The organism is Escherichia sp. F1 (genome assembly GCF_046764225.1).
GTDB classification, from domain to species: Bacteria; Pseudomonadota; Gammaproteobacteria; order Enterobacterales; family Enterobacteriaceae; genus Escherichia; species Escherichia coli.
Map to the genome: position 1 here is coordinate 995,763 of NZ_CP177202.1, position 19,603 is coordinate 1,015,365.

Here is a 19,603-nt window from a genome sequence, read left to right on the forward strand (position 1 = left end):
ACTGTAATTAACAATCATTTACTATTGCACTGTTAATTGGTGTGAGGTTGTGATGAAAGACGTTGTGATTGTCGGGGCGTTACGGACACCTATCGGCTGCTTTCGTGGTGCGTTAGCGGGTCATTCCGCCGTGGAACTTGGCAGCCTGGTCGTGAAAGCGTTAATAGAACGTACCGGTGTTTCTGCATATGCGGTGGATGAAGTGATTCTTGGTCAGGTGTTGACTGCAGGGGCAGGGCAGAATCCGGCAAGACAATCGGCTATTAAAGGTGGTCTTCCTAACAGCGTTTCTGCAATCACGATTAATGACGTTTGCGGTTCCGGGCTTAAAGCACTGCATCTGGCTACTCAGGCGATACAGTGTGGCGAGGCTGATATTGTCATCGCCGGTGGTCAGGAAAACATGAGTCGCGCACCACATGTTCTGACTGATAGCCGCACCGGTGCACAGCTTGGCAATAGCCAGTTGGTTGATAGTCTTGTGCACGATGGGTTGTGGGATGCCTTCAATGATTATCATATTGGTGTCACCGCCGAAAATCTGGCTCGCGAATATGGCATCAGCCGTCAGTTGCAGGATGCTTACGCACTTAGCTCGCAACAAAAAGCGCGAGCGGCGATTGACGCCGGACGATTTAAAGATGAGATCGTCCCGGTAATGACCCAAAGTAACGGTCAGACGTTGGTTGTTGATACCGATGAACAGCCACGCACTGACGCCAGTGCAGAAGGCTTAGCCCGTTTAAATCCTTCATTTGATAGTCTCGGCTCTGTGACAGCGGGTAATGCATCATCCATAAACGATGGCGCAGCTGCAGTAATGATGATGAGCGAAGCCAAAGCACGAGCGTTGAATTTACCCGTGCTGGCCCGCATCCGCGCATTTGCCAGCGTTGGTGTAGATCCGGCATTGATGGGAATTGCGCCGGTGTATGCGACCCGCCGTTGCCTGGAGCGTGTTGGCTGGCAGTTGGCTGATGTCGATCTTATCGAGGCTAATGAAGCGTTTGCTGCACAGGCGCTTTCGGTTGGCAAGATGCTTGAATGGGATGAGCGTCGGGTCAATGTCAATGGTGGCGCGATCGCACTCGGTCACCCAATAGGCGCTTCCGGTTGCCGAATCCTCGTTTCTCTGGTTCATGAAATGGTGAAACGTAATGCCCGCAAAGGACTGGCTACGCTTTGTATCGGCGGGGGCCAGGGCGTGGCATTGACCATTGAACGTGACGAATAGCTCTGCATTTCCTCCTTACCGATAAATATCAGCCGTCATTAATCTGTTGAATAATGGTGGCTGGCGAGTCGACATACATTTTCAGGGCTCCCTGATTTTTCCATTCTCATGACATATTCGTGATCGACACTGCACTTTTTTCAGTCCTTAACTTAAAAATGAAACATTGTTTTATTTTTAATTGAAAACCCTATCCCGTGGGCATATCATCCCCTTATAGAGAAAACGAAACAGCGTTTCACTATCGTTTTCTATTTTCACGCTTCACTGATTATCGGAGGTTGATGTGGACGTAAGACAGAGCATCCACAGTGCGCATGCAAAAACGCTGGATACCCAGGGGCTGCGCAATGAATTTTTGGTTGAAAAGGTATTTGTCGCCGATGAGTACACCATGGTTTACAGCCACATTGACCGTATTATTGTTGGCGGCATTATGCCGGTAACTAAAACGGTTTCCGTTGGCGGGGAAGTTGGTAAACAACTCGGCGTAAGCTATTTCCTGGAACGTCGCGAGTTAGGTGTTATCAATATTGGCGGTGCCGGTACGATTACCGTCGATGGTCAATGCTATGAAATCGGTCACCGCGAAGCCCTGTATGTTGGTAAAGGCGCAAAAGAAGTTGTCTTTGCCAGTATTGATACCGCTACTCCGGCGAAGTTTTATTACAATTGTGCACCTGCGCATACGACGTATCCCACCAAAAAAGTCACACCGGACGAAGTATCTCCAGTCACGTTAGGCGATAACCTCACCAGTAACCGTCGCACGATTAACAAATATTTTGTCCCGGATGTACTGGAAACCTGCCAATTGAGTATGGGGCTGACGGAGCTGGCTCCGGGTAACTTGTGGAACACCATGCCGTGTCACACCCACGAGCGCCGGATGGAAGTTTATTTCTATTTCAATATGGATGACGACGCCTGCGTTTTCCACATGATGGGGCAGCCGCAAGAAACGCGTCATATTGTGATGCATAACGAGCAGGCGGTGATCTCCCCGAGCTGGTCGATCCATTCCGGTGTCGGAACCAAAGCTTATACCTTTATCTGGGGCATGGTCGGTGAAAACCAGGTCTTTGATGATATGGACCATGTGGCCGTTAAAGATTTGCGCTAGTTGTGGGCATAAACGAATAAGGTATTGTTATGATTTTAAGTGCATTTTCTCTCGAAGGTAAAGTTGCGGTCGTCACTGGTTGTGATACTGGACTGGGTCAGGGGATGGCGTTGGGGCTGGCGCAAGCGGGCTGTGACATTGTTGGCATTAACATCGTTGAACCGACTGAAACCATCAAGCAGGTCACGGCGCTGGGGCGTCGTTTTTTAAGCCTGACCGCCGATCTGCGAAAGATTGATGGCATTCCAGCACTGCTGGATCGCGCGGTAGCTGAGTTTGGTCATATTGATATCCTGGTGAATAACGCCGGATTGATTCGGCGCGAAGATGCTCTCGAGTTCAGCGAAAAAGACTGGGACGATGTCATGAACCTGAATATCAAGAGCGTATTCTTCATGTCTCAGGCAGCGGCGAAACACTTTATCGCGCAAGGCAATGGCGGCAAGATTATCAATATCGCGTCAATGCTCTCCTTCCAGGGCGGGATCCGTGTGCCTTCTTATACCGCATCAAAAAGCGGCGTAATGGGCGTGACGCGATTGATGGCGAATGAATGGGCTAAACACAACATTAATGTTAATGCGATAGCTCCGGGTTACATGGCGACCAACAATACTCAACAACTACGGGCAGATGAACAACGTAGCGCGGAAATTCTCGACCGCATTCCAGCTGGCCGTTGGGGACTGCCGAGTGACCTGATGGGGCCGGTAGTGTTTCTTGCCTCCAGTGCTTCAGATTATGTGAATGGTTATACCATTGCCGTGGATGGCGGTTGGCTGGCTCGTTAATCCATTCTTCTTACTTTTATGACCCTGCCGCATGGCAGGGTTTTTTATACCTGTAGATCATCATAATCCATATCATGGTTATGAAATAATCCATATCAATTATCAATTAATAAACTTTATGAATTTTATCTGCTTTAAAATTAGGTGGTTAATAATAATCTCAATTATTCAACTTAATTTGAAAATTGGAATATCCATCACATAACGACATGTCGCAGCAATTTAATCCATATTTATGCTATTTCCGACCTGACACCTGTGTGAATTGTTCACGTATTTTTTCACTATGTCTTACTCTCTGCTGGCAGGAAAAAATGGTTACTATCAATACGGAATCTGCTTTAACGCCACGTTCTTTGCGGGATACGCGGCGTATGAATATGTTTGTTTCGGTAGCTGCTGCGGTCGCAGGATTGTTATTTGGTCTTGATATCGGCGTAATCGCCGGAGCCTTGCCGTTCATTACCGATCACTTTGTGCTGACCAGCCGTTTGCAGGAATGGGTGGTCAGTAGCATGATGCTCGGCGCAGCAATTGGTGCGCTGTTTAATGGTTGGCTGTCGTTCCGCCTGGGGCGTAAATACAGCCTGATGGCGGGGGCCATCCTGTTTGTGCTCGGCTCGATAGGGTCCGCTTTTGCGACCAGCGTAGAGATGTTAATCGCCGCTCGTGTGGTGTTGGGCATTGCTGTCGGGATCGCGTCTTACACCGCTCCTCTATATCTTTCTGAAATGGCAAGTGAAAACGTTCGCGGTAAGATGATCAGCATGTACCAGTTGATGGTCACTCTCGGCATCGTGCTGGCGTTTTTATCCGATACAGCGTTCAGTTATAGCGGTAACTGGCGCGCAATGTTGGGGGTTCTTGCTTTACCAGCAGTTCTGCTGATTATTCTGGTGGTCTTCCTGCCAAATAGCCCGCGCTGGCTGGCGGAAAAGGGGCGTCATATTGAGGCGGAAGAAGTATTGCGTATGCTGCGCGATACGTCGGAAAAAGCGCGAGAAGAACTCAACGAAATTCGTGAAAGCCTGAAGTTAAAACAGGGCGGTTGGGCACTGTTTAAGATCAACCGTAACGTCCGTCGTGCTGTGTTTCTCGGTATGTTGTTGCAGGCGATGCAGCAGTTTACCGGTATGAACATCATCATGTACTACGCGCCGCGTATCTTCAAAATGGCGGGCTTTACGACCACAGAACAACAGATGATTGCGACTCTGGTCGTGGGGCTGACCTTTATGTTCGCCACCTTCATTGCGGTCTTTACGGTAGATAAAGCAGGGCGTAAACCGGCTCTGAAAATTGGTTTCAGCGTGATGGCGTTAGGCACTCTGGTGCTGGGTTACTGCCTGATGCAGTTTGATAACGGTACGGCTTCCAGTGGCTTGTCCTGGCTCTCTGTTGGCATGACGATGATGTGTATTGCCGGTTATGCGATGAGCGCCGCGCCAGTGGTGTGGATCTTGTGCTCTGAAATTCAGCCGCTGAAATGCCGCGATTTTGGCATCACCTGCTCAACGACGACAAACTGGGTGTCGAATATGATTATCGGCGCGACCTTCCTGACACTGCTTGATAGCATTGGCGCTGCCGGTACGTTCTGGCTCTACACTGCGCTGAACATTGCGTTTGTGGGCATCACTTTCTGGCTCATTCCGGAAACCAAAAATGTCACGCTGGAACATATCGAACGCAAACTGATGGCAGGCGAGAAGTTGAGAAATATCGGCATCTGATTTCACGGGCCGGATGTGCTGTACATCCGGTCCTTTTTTCGTTAATAGAGATTGGGCACCTGGCCGTTGAGGCGTTTGTCTCGTTCCTTATTCAGCCTTGTTGCGGTAACACACATCAGGAGAGAGGAATGAAAACAATTGGTTTGCTGGGAGGAATGAGCTGGGAATCCACCATTCCTTACTATCGTTTGATAAATGAAGGCATTAAACAGCGGCTTGGTGGGCTTCACTCTGCGCAAGTGCTGCTACATAGCGTCGATTTTCATGAAATAGAAGAGTGCCAGCGTCGCGGGGAATGGGATAAAACCGGGGACATTCTGGCTGAGGCTGCGCTTGGCTTACAGCGGGCGGGCGCAGAAGGTATTGTGTTATGTACCAATACGATGCATAAAGTGGCGGATGCCATTGAGTCACGTTGCACTCTGCCTTTCTTACACATTGCGGATGCCACCGGACGTGCAATTACCGGGGCCGGAATGACTCGTGTGGCGCTGCTGGGTACGCGTTACACCATGGAACAGGATTTTTATCGCGGGCGGCTGACGGAACAATTTTCCATCAACTGTCTCATTCCTGAAGCGGATGAACGGGCGAAAATTAATCAGATTATCTTTGAAGAACTGTGTCTGGGGCAATTTACCGAAGCGTCACGCGCTTATTATGCGCAAGTGATTGCTCGCCTTGCAGAACAGGGCGCACAGGGCGTTATTTTTGGCTGCACAGAAATTGGTTTACTGGTGCCAGAAGAGCGCAGTGTTTTGCCTGTGTTTGATACCGCGGCGATCCATGCCGAGGATGCTGTCGCTTTTATGCTGTCGTAGCTGACGACAAAATAGCGTCAAGAGAAGTGACCAGTTTCGGTAATCCCGCTTGTAAATGCTCACTAAACGCCTGCACCAGCGCTGATGACGGGCGGTGCAGGGGGCGGATCAGGCTGACGGTGAATGGAACCGCAATGCTGAACCGCCGCACCACTAAACCGCTTGCCGCATAATCCAGTGCGGTGAGTGGGTTAACTACCGAAACGCCTACCCCCGCCCGTACCATTGCGCAGACTGACGCGGCGCTGTGGGTTTCTACGATCATGCGTCGTTTAACCTGATTCTCAGTAAACAATTGATCCAGCAACTGGCGATAGCTGTCAGTACGGGAAAGGCTGATGTAGTTTTCACCGTGAAAATCATCCGGCGTTAATACCTTTTTTACCGCCAGCGGATGGCCCGGAGGTAACACACACACTTCATCTAAAGAGAGTAATTCGGTACGTTCTGTTCCAGCAGGCGTATGGAGTGTCTCAGTGAGTCCTAAATCATGACGCTGGGCCGAGAGCCACTCTTCAAGTAGAGGTGATTCCTGGGGCACGATATTTAAGCTGACATCGGGATAACGTGCCAGAAAGGGTTGCAGGAGCTGCGGTAAAAAAGATTGCGAAAAGACCGGCAGGCAGGCTATAGACAGTTCTCCCTGGCGAAACTCGCGCAGACTTTCTGCGGCGCTGACAATGCGATCCAGTCCGTACCAGGATCGTTGCACTTCTTCAAACAGACGCAGTCCTTGCACGGTAGGATGTAATCGTCCACGTACGCGCTCAAACAATTTCAGCCCGATCACCTTCTCAAAGCGCGCCAGTTCGCGGCTGACGGTTGGCTGTGAGGTGTGTAGCAGTTGTGCCGCCTCGGTCAGGCTTCCGGCGGTCATTACCGCATGAAAAATTTCAATATGACGTAAGTTAACGGCGGCCATTAGCGCTCTCTCGCAATCCGGTAATCCATATCATTTTTGCATAGACTCGACACAAATCGATATTTTTTATTCTTTTTATGATGTGGCGTAATCATAAAAAAGCACTTATCTGGAGTTTGTTATGCCACATTCACTGTTCAGCACTGATACCGATCTCACCGCCGAAAATCTGCTGCGTTTGCCCGTAGAATTTGGCTGCCCGGTGTGGGTCTACGATGCGCAAATTATTCGTCGGCAGATTGCAGCGCTGAAACAGTTTGATGTGGTGCGCTTCGCACAGAAAGCCTGTTCCAATATTCATATTTTGCGCTTAATGCGTGAGCAGGGCGTGAAAGTGGATTCCGTCTCGTTAGGCGAAATAGAGCGTGCGTTGGCGGCGGGTTACAATCCGCAATCGCACCCCGATGATATTGTTTTTACGGCAGATGTTATCGATCAGGCGACGCTTGAACGCGTCAGTGAATTGCAAATTCCGGTGAATGCGGGTTCTGTTGATATGCTCGACCAACTGGGTCAGGTTTCGCCAGGGCATCGGGTATGGCTGCGCGTTAATCCGGGGTTTGGTCACGGGCATAGCCAAAAAACCAATACTGGTGGCGAAAACAGCAAGCACGGTATCTGGTACACCGATCTGCCCGCCGCACTGGACGTGATACAACGTCATCATCTACAGCTGGTCGGCATTCACATGCACATTGGTTCTGGCGTTGATTATGCCCATCTGGAACAGGTATGTGGTGCTATGGTGCGTCAGGTCCTCGAATTCGGTCAGGATTTACAGGCTATTTCTGCGGGCGGTGGGCTTTCTATTCCTTATCAACAGGGTGAAGAGGCGGTTGATACCGAACATTATTATGGTCTGTGGAATGCCGCGCGTGAGCAAATCGCCCGCCATTTGGGCCATCCTGTGAAACTGGAAATTGAACCGGGTCGCTTTCTGGTAGCGCAGGCTGGCGTATTAATTACTCAAGTGCGGAGCGTCAAACAAATGGGTAGCCGCCACTTTGTGCTGGTTGATGCCGGGTTCAACGATCTGATGCGCCCGGCAATGTACGGTAGTTACCACCATATCAGTGCCCTGGCAGCTGATGGTCGTTCTCTGGAACACGCACCAACGGTGGAAACCGTCGTCGCCGGGCCGTTATGTGAATCGGGCGATGTCTTTACCCAGCAGGAAGGGGGAAATGTTGAAACCCGCGCCTTGCCGGAAGTGAAGGCAGGGGATTATCTGGTATTGCATGATACGGGGGCATATGGCGCATCAATGTCATCCAACTACAACAGTCGTCCGCTGTTACCAGAAGTTCTGTTTGATAATGGTCAGGCGCGGTTGATTCGCCGTCGCCAGACCATTGAAGAATTACTGGCGCTGGAATTGCTTTAACTGCGGTTAGTCGCTGGTTGCATGATGACTTGCCTCCAGCGACGGAGTTGACACTGAATGGCGACGTACCAGCGTCGGACTAAAGACATTAGTGATTTCCGGGAGAGGGCGATTATCCGCCAGCGCCAAAGCCAGTTCGGCAGCCTGCGTCGCCATCGTCACGATTGGGTAACGCACGGTGGTCAGACGCGGGCGCACATAGCGTGACACCAGCACATCATCAAAGCCAATTAACGAAATCTCACCCGGTACATCAATACCATTATCATTGAGAACGCCCATCGCGCCCGCCGCCATTGAATCGTTATAACAGGCTACCGCAGTGAAATTTCTGCCTCGTCCCAAAAGCTCGGTCATTGCCTGTTCGCCGCCGCTTTCGTCTGGTTCGCCAAATGTCACCAGCCGGTCATTGGCCGCAATACCACTTTCAGCAAGGGCATCGTAATACCCTTGCAGACGATCTTCGGCGTCAGAAATAGAGTGGTTAGAACACAGATAACCAATGCGGGTATGACCTTGCTGAATTAAATGACGCGTTGCCAGCCAGGCACCGTAACGATCGTCCAGAGCAATACAACGGTTTTCAAAGCCAGGCAGGATACGGTTGATCAGCACCATACCGGGCATTTGTTTCATTAATGAGGCTAAATCGGCATCCGGTATCATTTTGGCATGGACGACCAACGCAGCACAGCGATGGCGGATCAGTTGCTCAATGGCCTGACGCTCTTTTTGTTCGTTGTGGTAACCGTTGCCAATCAATAAAAAATTACCAGTGTGATAAGCCACCTGTTCGACCGCTTTCACCATTGCACCGAAAAACGGATCGGAAACATCACCAACGACCAGACCGACCGTTTCAGTGGTCTGCTGCGCCAGCGCACGGGCGTTGGCGTTCGGGTGATAGCTAAGAGACTCCATTGCACTATGCACAGCCAGCCGGGAAGCTTCGCTGGCTTTGGGTGAATTATTAATGACGCGGGAAACGGTGGCGACTGAAACGCCTGCCAGTCGGGCTACATCCTTTATGGTCGCCATGAAAATACCTTAGTGGGTAAACGCTTACATTGTTTCAGTGTTACGGAAAACGCCCGTTGGTTCAAGGGGCGGCGTGTTTTCATCGTGGGAATGTGAGCCAAACGCAAATAAGTAAGACAAAAAAAGAGATTGCAAACCTTTGGTTACACTTTGCGAAACGCTGTTGCGATTGACCGCTGGTGGCGTTTGGCTTCAGGTTGCTAAAGTGGTGATCCCAGAGGTATTGATAGGTGAAGTCAACTTCGGGTTGAGCACATGAATTACACCAGCCTGCGCAGATGCGCAGGTTTTTTTTTGCCGGTCATCAATCTGTAACAGTAACCGACAATTTACACACCTCGTTGCATTTCCCTTCATTCCTTTGCGTTTTCTCGCTGGCGAAGAGTCGTCGTGCAGACCACAATCAAGATCCCAGAGGTATTGATTGGTGAGATTATTCGGTACGCTCTTCGTACCCTGTCTCTTGCACCAACCTGCGCGGATGCGCAGGTTTTTTTTCGCACCTAATTTACTGTCGCTCGCGTTCTTTATCTCGTGTAATCTCCCTCCATTCGCTTTTACTGAATCAGAGCAAAGGGAGTTGGAATGCTTTTTAGCTTTTTTCGAAATTTGTGCCGTGTTTTGTATCGCGTTCGCGTTACGGGTGACACCCAGGCACTGAAGGGCGAGCGCGTTCTAATCACGCCTAATCACGTCTCTTTTATTGATGGCATACTGCTGGCATTGTTTTTACCCGTACGTCCGGTATTTGCCGTTTACACCTCAATAAGCCAACAGTGGTATATGCGTTGGCTGAAATCATTTATCGACTTTGTTCCTCTCGACCCGACGCAACCTATGGCGATTAAACATCTGGTACGTCTGGTGGAACAGGGCCGACCAGTGGTGATTTTCCCTGAAGGACGAATCACCACCACAGGCTCGCTGATGAAAATCTACGATGGTGCGGGTTTTGTCGCGGCGAAGTCTGGTGCAACGGTTATTCCTGTGCGTATTGAAGGGGCGGAACTTACGCACTTCAGCCGCCTGAAAGGTCTGGTTAAACGTCGCTTGTTCCCGCAAATTACTCTGCATATTTTGCCACCAACGCAGGTGGAGATGCCGGATGCGCCGCGTGCCCGTGACCGTCGCAAAATCGCTGGCGAAATGCTGCATCAAATAATGATGGAAGCGCGTATGGCGGTGCGCCCGCGTGAAACGCTGTACGAATCTTTACTGAGTGCAATGTACCGCTTCGGAGCCGGGAAGAAATGTGTCGAAGACGTCAACTTTACCCCAGACTCCTATCGCAAATTGCTTACGAAAACGCTGTTTGTTGGACGCATCCTTGAAAAATACAGTGTTGAAGGCGAACGCATCGGCTTAATGCTACCCAATGCAGGCATCAGTGCGGCAGTGATTTTTGGGGCCATCGCCCGTCGTCGCATTCCTGCAATGATGAACTACACCGCTGGGGTAAAAGGGCTGACCAGCGCCATTACGGCAGCTGAAATCAAAACCATCTTCACTTCCCGCCAGTTTCTCGATAAAGGTAAACTCTGGCATCTGCCGGAGCAACTTACTCAGGTGCGCTGGGTCTATCTGGAAGATTTAAAAGCAGATGTCACCACTGCCGACAAAGTGTGGATTTTCGCTCATTTGCTGATGCCGCGTCTGGCACAGGTAAAACAGCAGCCGGAAGAAGAGGCGCTGATCCTTTTTACCTCCGGTTCTGAAGGCCATCCGAAAGGCGTCGTCCATAGCCATAAAAGCATTCTGGCGAATGTCGAGCAGATTAAAACGATTGCCGACTTCACCACCAACGATCGCTTTATGTCGGCGTTACCGCTGTTTCACTCCTTTGGGCTGACGGTAGGCCTGTTTACGCCACTGCTCACAGGTGCAGAAGTGTTCCTTTATCCAAGCCCGCTGCATTACCGCATTGTGCCGGAGTTGGTGTATGACCGCAGTTGCACCGTGTTGTTCGGTACCTCGACTTTCCTCGGTCACTACGCGCGTTTCGCCAACCCGTATGACTTCTATCGTCTACGCTATGTGGTGGCAGGCGCAGAAAAACTACAAGAAAGTACCAAACAGCTTTGGCAGGATAAATTTGGCCTGCGCATCCTTGAAGGCTACGGTGTGACCGAGTGCGCGCCTGTCGTTTCTATCAACGTACCGATGGCGGCGAAACCCGGTACGGTAGGGCGTATTCTACCAGGTATGGACGCGCGCCTGTTGTCGGTTCCTGGTATCGAAGAGGGCGGACGCCTGCAACTGAAAGGGCCGAACATAATGAACGGCTATCTGCGGGTGGAGAAGCCAGGTGTACTGGAAGTGCCCACCGCCGAGAATGTTCGCGGCGAAATGGAGCGCGGCTGGTATGACACTGGCGATATTGTGCGTTTTGACGAGCAGGGCTTTGTGCAGATTCAGGGCCGCGCAAAACGCTTTGCCAAAATTGCAGGCGAAATGGTGTCGCTGGAAATGGTGGAACAACTGGCACTTGGTGTTTCGCCAGATAAAGTCCATGCCACTGCGATTAAGAGCGATGCCAGCAAAGGCGAGGCACTGGTGCTTTTCACCACAGATAACGAACTGACGCGCGATAAGTTACAACAGTATGCCCGCGAGCACGGCGTGCCGGAGCTTGCTGTACCGCGCGATATTCGCTATCTGAAACAGATGCCATTACTTGGCAGCGGCAAACCTGACTTTGTCACGTTGAAAAGCTGGGTAGACGAAGCGGAACAACACGATGAGTGAGTCAGTGCACACTAACACTTCGTTGTGGTCGAAGGGGATGAAAGCGGTTATCGTGGCGCAGTTTCTCTCTGCGTTTGGCGATAATGCGCTGCTGTTTGCCACTCTGGCGTTACTGAAAGCGCAGTTCTATCCGGAGTGGAGCCAGCCCATCCTGCAAATGGTGTTTGTAGGTGCTTACATTCTTTTTGCGCCGTTTGTCGGACAGGTGGCGGATAGCTTCGCCAAAGGCCGGGTGATGATGTTTGCCAACGGCCTGAAGCTGCTAGGCGCAGCCAGTATCTGCTTTGGTATCAATCCGTTTCTCGGCTATACGCTGGTGGGTGTTGGTGCTGCAGCCTATTCACCGGCGAAATACGGTATTCTCGGCGAATTAACCACGGGTAGTAAGTTAGTGAAAGCTAACGGTTTAATGGAAGCTTCTACCATAGCGGCGATTTTGCTCGGTTCCGTAGCCGGTGGTGTGCTGGCTGACTGGCATGTCCTGGTCGCCCTGGCCGCATGCGCACTGGCCTACGGTGGTGCGGTCGTTGCCAATATCTACATTCCCAAACTGGTGGCGGCGCGTCCGGGGCAGTCCTGGAATCTCATCAACATGACCCGCAGTTTCCTGAATGCCTGCACCTCGCTATGGCGCAATGGTGAAACGCGTTTTTCGCTGGTGGGCACCAGTTTATTCTGGGGAGCAGGTGTCACGCTGCGTTTCCTGTTGGTGCTGTGGGTACCGGTGGCGCTGGGCATTACCGATAACGCTACGCCGACCTATCTCAACGCGATGGTAGCGATTGGTATCGTGGTTGGCGCAGGTGCGGCAGCGAAGCTGGTTACGCTGGAAACCGTGTCACGCTGTATGCCAGCCGGGATTTTGATTGGCGTGGTGGTACTGATTTTCTCCCTGCAACACGAGCTGCTGCCAGCCTATGCCTTGTTGATGCTGATTGGCGTGCTGGGGGGCTTTTTTGTAGTACCGCTCAATGCGTTGCTACAGGAGCGGGGTAAAAAAAACGTCGGGGCGGGGAATGCGATTGCAGTACAAAACCTTGGCGAAAACAGCGCCATGTTGTTGATGCTGGGCATTTACTCGCTGGCGGTAATGGTAGGCATCCCGGTCGTGCCCATTGGCATTGGCTTCGGTGCGCTATTTGCGCTGGCAATAACGGCGCTGTGGATCTGGCAGCGCCGTCATTAATATTTAACGCCGGTTTTAACCGGCGTTAATCTTATGGTGCCGGATAAGTATAAACCTGATGTACCGCTTCAATTTCAGCTAATACGTCTTCGCTTAACTCCAGATGCAAACTTTCGACGTTAGTTTTCAGCTGCTCCATCGTGGTTGCGCCCAGCAGAGTGCTGGCAACAAACGGTTGACGGCGTACAAAAGCGAGCGCCATCTGTGCAGGATCCAGGCCATGACGTCTGGCTATATCAACATACGCCGCGACGGCTTTTTGCGTTTGCTCACCGCTATAGCGGGTGAAGCGACTAAAGAGCGTATTACGTGCGCCAGCGGGTTTTGCACCATTGAGATATTTCCCGGTCAGTGTGCCGAAACCCAGGCACGAATAGGCCAGCAGTTCGACCCCTTCATACTGGCTGACTTCTGCCAGACCTACTTCAAAACTGCGGTTTAACAGGCTGTAGGGGTTCTGAATGGTGACAATACGCGGCAGATCGTGTTTGTCCGCCAAATGCAGGTAGCGCATTACGCCAAATGCAGTTTCGTTCGACACGCCGATATAACGAATTTTTCCCGCGCGTTGGTACTCTGCCAGTGCGTCCAGCGTATCCAGCAGCGAAACCGCAGGCGCAGAATCTGTCCAGCTATAACCGAGTTTGCCGAAGCAGTTGGTTGGGCGCTGCGGCCAGTGCACCTGATAAAGATCGAGGTAATCAGTCTGCAGACGCTTGAGGCTGTCATGCAGTGCTTCGCGGATATTCTTCCGATCCAGCGCCTGATCCGGGCGGATGCCTTTGTCATTATTGCGCGACGGTCCGCTCACTTTGGAGGCGATAATTAACTTTTCGCGGCTGCCATGTTTCGCCAGCCAGTTGCCGACGTAGGTTTCAGTCAACCCTTGCGTTTCGGGGCGCGGAGGTACTGGGTACATTTCGGCAACGTCGATAAGGTTAATGCCCTGAGCGACGGCATAGTCGAGTTGTGCGTGGGCGTCGGCTTCGCTGTTCTGTTCACCAAACGTCATCGTGCCAAGCCCCAGCGTGCTGACTTCCAGCGAACTGTGGGGTATACGGTGATATTGCATAGCCGTTTCCTTTTTATAATCACGACATAAGGAATATAAAAATGGCAGAGGGAAGGGAAAAGGGAAAGAGAAAAATCTTAAGGCCAGCCGGATGCTGACCTTATTAGTTAACGTTCAATAATTTGCGAAACATCATCACGGTTAATTTGCATCGCGTTACCTTGCTGATCGTGATAACTCACCAGCCCGGTATCATCATCAATTTCAGGTTTTCCATCGGTCAAAATCATACGGCCATCTTTGGTCGCCATGACGTAATCACTGGAACACCCGGAAACAGCAAACGCCAGTCCGACTGCAGAAATTATTACTGCCCATTTTTTCATCCGGTTATCCTCATTTGGCCCACCTATGATAATAGTCTGTTTATAAACCGACGTTATATATCTTGAAAGCAGGAAAATCTTAAACTGTGAGGGTAACAGGAGTGAGTACGCCCTCCCGCAGGAGAGCGTACGGAGTATCAGAGCGGGTTCTTTTTGTTGCGAATCAGGTTGAGGCTTTCAACCGCAATAGAGAAGAACATCGCGAAGTAGATGTAACCTTTCGGTACGTGGATGTCGAAACTTTCCAGAATCAGGGTAAAGCCCACCAGAATCAGGAAAGAGAGCGCCAGCATTTTTACCGAAGGATGGCGTTCGACAAAATCACCAATCGAGCGCGCGGCGAACATCATCACGCCTACGGCAATCACCACGGCTGCCATCATAATAAACAGGTGATCTGACAGACCCACAGCGGTAATCACCGAGTCGAGGCTGAAGATAATATCCAGCAGCATAATCTGCACGATAGCGCCGAGGAATGATGAAACGCGTGTTTTCAGCCCTTCTTCTTCACCTTCAATGGATTCGTGGATTTCCTTGCTGGCTTTCCAGATAAGGAACAAGCCACCCAGAAGCAGAATCAAATCACGGGCGGAAATTTCCTGGCTGAATATTGTAAAAAGCGGATTTGTCAGGCGCGTAACCCAGGCGATTGATGCCAGCAGCGCCAGACGCATAACCATGGCTCCCGCCAACCCCAGACGCCGCGCATGAGCACGTTGTGCTGTGGGGAGCTTTGCCACCACCAGAGAAAGAAAAATAATATTGTCGATCCCAAGAACGATCTCCAGCAGCGTCAGCGTACCGAGCGCAAGCCAGGCGTTAGGATCGGTTATCCATGCAAATAACATCTAAAAAGCCCTGCCAAAAAAATGAAGCGGTAATTATATGCCCGGAAAGCGGCAGGTCAAAGCGATGGCTACTGGATCAGAAAATGACGGGCCAGTAGCGCACTGGTGAAATTCTTCTTCAAATAAAATCCGCGCGGCAGCGTCAGAATCCGTTCGCCCCGGGCACCAATGGCTTCGGTAAGCGCTTTCGCATTCGCTGCTTTCGGTCGTATCTGTAAATATTCCCCGTGACGAGCGGTAATCCGCTCAACCTGACCGAGAACAATCATATCCATTAATTCTTCCCAGTCTTCGCGTAGCTGTCGGTCTTCCTCTTCATTCGGGCTCCACAGTAACGGTGATCCTACGCGACGCTGCGCCAGCGGGATGCTGCGCTCTCCTTCAACCGGTATCCACAGTACGCGTTTGAGCTTGTGGCGCACGTGGCTGGTTTCCCAGGTCACTCCGCTATTGCCCGTTAACGGGGCAACACAAACGAATGTTGTTTCCAGCGGACGACCAAGACTATCCACAGGGATAGTTTTAAGTTCCACGCCCAGAGCAGCAAAATCTTGCTCAGGTTTACTCCCTGCGCTGGCACCTAGCCAGATCTCCAGTAACACGCCAATCCAGCCCTTATCGCGTTTTAAATTCTCTGGCGTAACCAGCCCGGCAAGTGCCGCCAGTTCTCCCAATGTATAACCAGAAAGTTGTTGTGCTTGCGCTAACAACTGTTCTTCAGTTTCGGGAGGAGAGAGCAGTGGGCGAGGTTGGGACATGTCACGATACCTTGGTTAAAAAACAAACAGCAATTATGTGCCGAATATTCGCAGTGTAACTTTTTCCACATGCGTTGTTCAATTCTCTGATTTATATTGCTTTTTAGGCTTCCTGTAATCGAGTTGCGCAACACTGCAACGGGTTTTCCAAATCTGGTCACTGAAAATAAACAGGATCTTACACCATGTTATCCACAGAAAGCTGGGATAACTGTGAAAAACCTCCACTACTGTTTCCATTTACAGCCTTGACGTGCGACGAAACTCCAGTTTTTAGTGGTTCAGTGCTTAACTTAGTGGCACATTCTGTGGATAAATACGGCATTGGTTGATCTTTCGCCAACCCGTAAATGAGAGGTGTGACCTGGGTCACGAATTACTCTTTTTTATTACTCAAATTACATGTAATGCATTGACTGATAATGAATATTTTAAAATGTCTATATCGGGCTTATTCAGAATGCTCCGGGTTTTCCCGTAGTAATTCCGTAGTTCTTCACAACTCTATCCACAGAAAAGGTGAATAAAAACGGCTATCCACCCCTTCCTCTGTTTATAACTCTGCACATAACTGTGAGTTATTCAATTGTTATTAGTGTGTAATGCCCTGCAGAGAGTGGTTTACCGTCTTCCTGGAGTATGAAACAATCATTCGTATATAAAGCTTTATTTTGAGGTAGTCCGGTGATTGATGACGATGGCTACCGCCCAAACGTAGGTATCGTGATTTGTAATCGCCAGGGGCAGGTAATGTGGGCCCGGCGATTTGGTCAGCACTCCTGGCAATTTCCGCAAGGCGGAATCAACCCCGGAGAATCCGCAGAGCAGGCGATGTACCGTGAATTGTTTGAAGAAGTAGGATTAAGCCGTAAAGACGTTCGAATCCTTGCTTCAACGCGTAACTGGTTGCGCTACAAATTACCGAAACGTTTGGTGCGTTGGGACACGAAGCCGGTTTGTATCGGCCAAAAACAAAAATGGTTTCTCTTGCAGCTGGTGAGCGGCGATGCAGAAATCAATATGCAAACCAGCAGTACACCAGAGTTTGACGGCTGGCGATGGGTAAGTTACTGGTATCCGGTCAGACAGGTGGTGTCATTTAAACGTGATGTCTACCGTAGGGTAATGAAAGAGTTCGCGAGTGTGGTGATGTCACTGCAGGAAAATACGCCAAAACCACAAAACGCATCTGCTTATCGACGTAAAAGAGGTTAAGTCACGCCAATTATGCTCACTCGCCTGCGCGAAATAGTCGAAAAGGTAGCCAGCGCACCACGCCTGAATGAGGCGTTAAATATTCTGGTTACCGACATCTGTCTTGCGATGGACACCGAGGTCTGTTCGGTTTACCTTGCCGATCATGATCGACGTTGTTACTACCTGATGGCGACCCGGGGGCTGAAAAAACCACGCGGTCGCACTGTAACGCTCGCGTTTGATGAAGGGATCGTCGGCCTGGTTGGCAGGCTGGCGGAACCGATAAACCTTGCAGATGCGCAAAAGCACCCCAGCTTCAAATACATCCCCTCCGTAAAAGAAGAACGTTTCCGCGCGTTTTTAGGCGTACCAATTATTCAACGTCGCCAGTTGCTTGGTGTACTGGTGGTACAGCAACGAGAGTTGCGCCAGTATGACGAAAGTGAAGAATCCTTCCTGGTGACGCTTGCCACTCAGATGGCAGCTATTCTTTCTCAGTCGCAGTTGACTGCCTTGTTTGGACAATATCGCCAGACGCGAATCCGTGCATTACCGGCAGCGCCTGGTGTGGCGATTGCCGAAGGCTGGCAGGATGCCACGTTACCTTTAATGGAACAGGTGTATCAGGCATCAACGCTGGATCCGGCTCTGGAACGCGAACGACTGACCGGGGCGCTGGAAGAAGCGGCAAACGAGTTTCGCCGCTACAGCAAACGCTTTGCCGCCGGTGCACAAAAAGAAACGGCGGCTATTTTCGATCTTTACTCGCACCTGCTTTCGGACACCCGGCTGCGGCGCGAATTGTTTGCCGAGGTTGATAAAGGCTCGGTGGCAGAGTGGGCGGTAAAAACGGTCATTGAAAAATTTGCCGAACAGTTTGCCGCGCTAAGCGATAACTATCTCAAAGAGCGGGCTGGCGATTTACGTGCGCTGGGTCAGCGATTGCTGTTTCATCTTGATGACGCTAATCAAGGGCCGAACGCCTGGCCGGAACGTTTCATTCTGGTGGCAGATGAACTGTCAGCAACAACGCTTGCTGAGCTGCCCCAGGATCGCTTAGTCGGTGTTGTCGTGCGCGATGGCGCAGCCAACTCCCATGCTGCGATCATGGTACGTGCGCTGGGGATCCCTACCGTAATGGGCGCGGATATTCAGCCTTCGGTGCTGCATCGTCGGACGTTGATCGTCGATGGTTATCGCGGTGAATTGCTGGTCGATCCGGAGCCGGTACTGCTGCAAGAATATCAGCGGCTAATTAGTGAAGAGATTGAGCTTAGCCGTCTGGCGGAAGATGACGTCAATTTACCCGCCCAGTTAAAAAGCGGCGAGCGCATTAAAGTCATGCTCAATGCCGGTTTAAGCCCGGAACATGAAGAAAAACTGGGCAGCCGTATTGATGGCATAGGACTTTATCGCACTGAAATCCCATTCATGCTGCAAAGTGGTTTTCCGTCGGAAGAAGAACAGGTGGCGCAGTATCAGGGGATGCTGCAAATGTTCAATGATAAACCCGTCACCTTGCGTACGCTGGATGTCGGAGCAGATAAGCAGCTGCCTTACATGCCGATCAGCGAAGAGAATCCATGCCTGGGTTGGCGTGGGATTCGCATTACGCTCGATCAGCCGGAGATCTTCTTGATCCAGGTGCGGGCGATGCTGCGTGCTAATGCCGCTACGGGCAACCTGAATATTCTGTTGCCGATGGTCACCAGCCTCGATGAAGTTGACGAAGCACGCCGCCTGATTGAACGTGCCGGACGTGAAGTCGAGGAGATGATCGGTTACGAAATTCCCAAACCACGTATCGGCATCATGCTGGAAGTGCCGTCAATGGTATTTATGCTGCCGCATCTGGCAAAGCGGGTCGATTTTATCTCTGTTGGCACCAACGATCTGACTCAATACATCCTGGCCGTTGATCGCAACAATACCCGGGTGGCGAACATTTATGACAGTCTTCATCCTGCAATGTTACGAGCTCTGGCGATGATCGCCCGGGAAGCGGAAATACATGGAATCGATCTCCGTTTGTGCGGTGAAATGGCGGGCGATCCCATGTGCGTGGCAATCCTCATTGGGCTTGGGTATCGCCATCTGTCTATGAACGGACGTTCTGTAGCGCGCGTAAAATACCTGCTGCGGCGCATTGATTATGCCGAAGCAGAAAATCTTGCGCAGCGTAGTCTGGAAGCGCAACTGGCGACCGAAGTTCGCCATCAGGTTGCAGCCTTTATGGAGCGTCGCGGCATGGGCGGGTTGATTCGCGGAGGGTTATAGCGCGGATCATATACATATCTTTTAACGGTATCCGGCAACCAGCCAGGTCCCCTTGTGCTATTATTCGCACCTTTGGAGCGCCTGAAACCTGCGGCGCGCATTTCAATCGCTGTTCTCTTTCAGCGAAATAACAAGAACTTGTGGT

17 protein-coding genes are annotated in these 19,603 nt (G+C 50.9%); 11 read left to right on the top strand and 6 right to left on the bottom strand.

The window, feature by feature from the left end; translation table 11 throughout:
- Positions 1-52 precede the first annotated feature (52 nt).
- The 5 genes from ACK8NJ_RS04775 (at position 53) to ygeA (ending at position 5,702) form a co-directional block, all read left to right on the top strand.
- Positions 53-1,234: an acetyl-CoA C-acetyltransferase gene (locus ACK8NJ_RS04775; RefSeq protein ID WP_000656041.1), complete on the top strand. Its 1,182-nt coding sequence runs from the start codon at positions 53-55 to the stop codon at positions 1,232-1,234.
- A gap of 286 nt (positions 1,235-1,520) precedes the next feature.
- Complete coding sequence (gene kduI, locus ACK8NJ_RS04780) at positions 1,521-2,357, top strand: 5-dehydro-4-deoxy-D-glucuronate isomerase (protein WP_000383251.1); 837 nt, start codon at positions 1,521-1,523, stop codon at positions 2,355-2,357.
- A 29-nt stretch (positions 2,358-2,386) separates the two neighbouring features.
- A complete protein-coding gene (gene kduD / locus ACK8NJ_RS04785) occupies positions 2,387-3,148 on the top strand; it encodes a 2-dehydro-3-deoxy-D-gluconate 5-dehydrogenase KduD (RefSeq protein WP_000603518.1) in 762 nt (253 codons plus the stop codon).
- Between the two features lie 314 nt (positions 3,149-3,462).
- Complete coding sequence (gene araE / locus ACK8NJ_RS04790; protein ID WP_000256437.1) at positions 3,463-4,881, top strand: arabinose-proton symporter AraE; 1,419 nt, start codon at positions 3,463-3,465, stop codon at positions 4,879-4,881.
- A gap of 128 nt (positions 4,882-5,009) precedes the next feature.
- The gene (gene ygeA, locus ACK8NJ_RS04795) at positions 5,010-5,702 is read left to right on the top strand and encodes an amino acid racemase (RefSeq protein ID WP_000848664.1); all 693 of its coding nucleotides are present in this window, start codon (positions 5,010-5,012) and stop codon (positions 5,700-5,702) included.
- On the opposite strand, the gene lysR is transcribed toward ygeA, so the two are convergent.
- A complete protein-coding gene (gene lysR / locus ACK8NJ_RS04800; RefSeq protein WP_225393149.1) occupies positions 5,689-6,624 on the bottom strand; it encodes a DNA-binding transcriptional regulator LysR in 936 nt (311 codons plus the stop codon). The genes ygeA and lysR overlap by 14 nt on opposite strands.
- A 121-nt stretch (positions 6,625-6,745) precedes the next feature.
- Here lysR and lysA point away from each other — a divergent pair, with 121 nt between their 5' ends.
- Entirely contained in the window at positions 6,746-8,008 is a 1,263-nt protein-coding gene (gene lysA, locus ACK8NJ_RS04805) for a diaminopimelate decarboxylase (RefSeq protein ID WP_411962171.1), read from the top strand.
- A gap of 6 nt (positions 8,009-8,014) precedes the next feature.
- On the opposite strand, the gene galR is transcribed toward lysA, so the two are convergent.
- Complete coding sequence (galR, locus tag ACK8NJ_RS04810; RefSeq protein WP_000201063.1) at positions 8,015-9,046, bottom strand: HTH-type transcriptional regulator GalR; 1,032 nt, start codon at positions 9,044-9,046, stop codon at positions 8,015-8,017.
- Between the two features lie 585 nt (positions 9,047-9,631).
- Here galR and aas point away from each other — a divergent pair.
- Positions 9,632-11,791 (top strand): bifunctional acyl-ACP--phospholipid O-acyltransferase/long-chain-fatty-acid--ACP ligase, encoded by a 2,160-nt coding sequence (gene aas, locus ACK8NJ_RS04815; RefSeq protein WP_000899041.1) that lies wholly within the window; start codon positions 9,632-9,634, stop codon positions 11,789-11,791.
- A complete protein-coding gene (lplT, locus tag ACK8NJ_RS04820; RefSeq protein WP_411962173.1) occupies positions 11,784-12,977 on the top strand; it encodes a lysophospholipid transporter LplT in 1,194 nt (397 codons plus the stop codon). Before aas ends, lplT begins: the two co-directional genes overlap by 8 nt.
- 31 nt (positions 12,978-13,008) lie before the next feature.
- Here the strand turns inward: lplT and ACK8NJ_RS04825 are convergent, their stop codons facing one another.
- The 4 genes from ACK8NJ_RS04825 to mutH all read right to left on the bottom strand — a co-directional run bounded on the left by ACK8NJ_RS04825 (position 13,009) and on the right by mutH (position 15,984).
- Positions 13,009-14,049 (bottom strand): NADP(H)-dependent aldo-keto reductase, encoded by a 1,041-nt coding sequence (locus ACK8NJ_RS04825; RefSeq protein ID WP_001199299.1) that lies wholly within the window; start codon positions 14,047-14,049, stop codon positions 13,009-13,011.
- A 107-nt stretch (positions 14,050-14,156) separates the two neighbouring features.
- Entirely contained in the window at positions 14,157-14,375 is a 219-nt protein-coding gene (ygdR, locus tag ACK8NJ_RS04830; RefSeq protein WP_000758655.1) for a lipoprotein YgdR, read from the bottom strand.
- A gap of 137 nt (positions 14,376-14,512) precedes the next feature.
- Positions 14,513-15,226 (bottom strand): TerC family protein, encoded by a 714-nt coding sequence (locus ACK8NJ_RS04835; RefSeq protein ID WP_000895624.1) that lies wholly within the window; start codon positions 15,224-15,226, stop codon positions 14,513-14,515.
- 68 nt (positions 15,227-15,294) lie between these two features.
- Positions 15,295-15,984, bottom strand: a complete 690-nt coding sequence (gene mutH, locus ACK8NJ_RS04840; RefSeq protein WP_000082188.1) for a DNA mismatch repair endonuclease MutH — start codon at positions 15,982-15,984, stop codon at positions 15,295-15,297.
- Between the two features lie 185 nt (positions 15,985-16,169).
- On the opposite strand from mutH, the gene ygdT reads away from it, so the two are divergent.
- The 3 genes from ygdT to ptsP all read left to right on the top strand — a co-directional run bounded on the left by ygdT (position 16,170) and on the right by ptsP (position 19,458).
- Entirely contained in the window at positions 16,170-16,316 is a 147-nt protein-coding gene (gene ygdT / locus ACK8NJ_RS04845) for a protein YgdT (protein WP_000953278.1), read from the top strand.
- A gap of 352 nt (positions 16,317-16,668) precedes the next feature.
- Entirely contained in the window at positions 16,669-17,199 is a 531-nt protein-coding gene (gene rppH, locus ACK8NJ_RS04850; protein WP_000564489.1) for an RNA pyrophosphohydrolase, read from the top strand.
- A 12-nt stretch (positions 17,200-17,211) separates the two neighbouring features.
- Entirely contained in the window at positions 17,212-19,458 is a 2,247-nt protein-coding gene (ptsP, locus tag ACK8NJ_RS04855) for a phosphoenolpyruvate--protein phosphotransferase (protein WP_000957914.1), read from the top strand.
- Positions 19,459-19,603 lie beyond the last annotated feature (145 nt).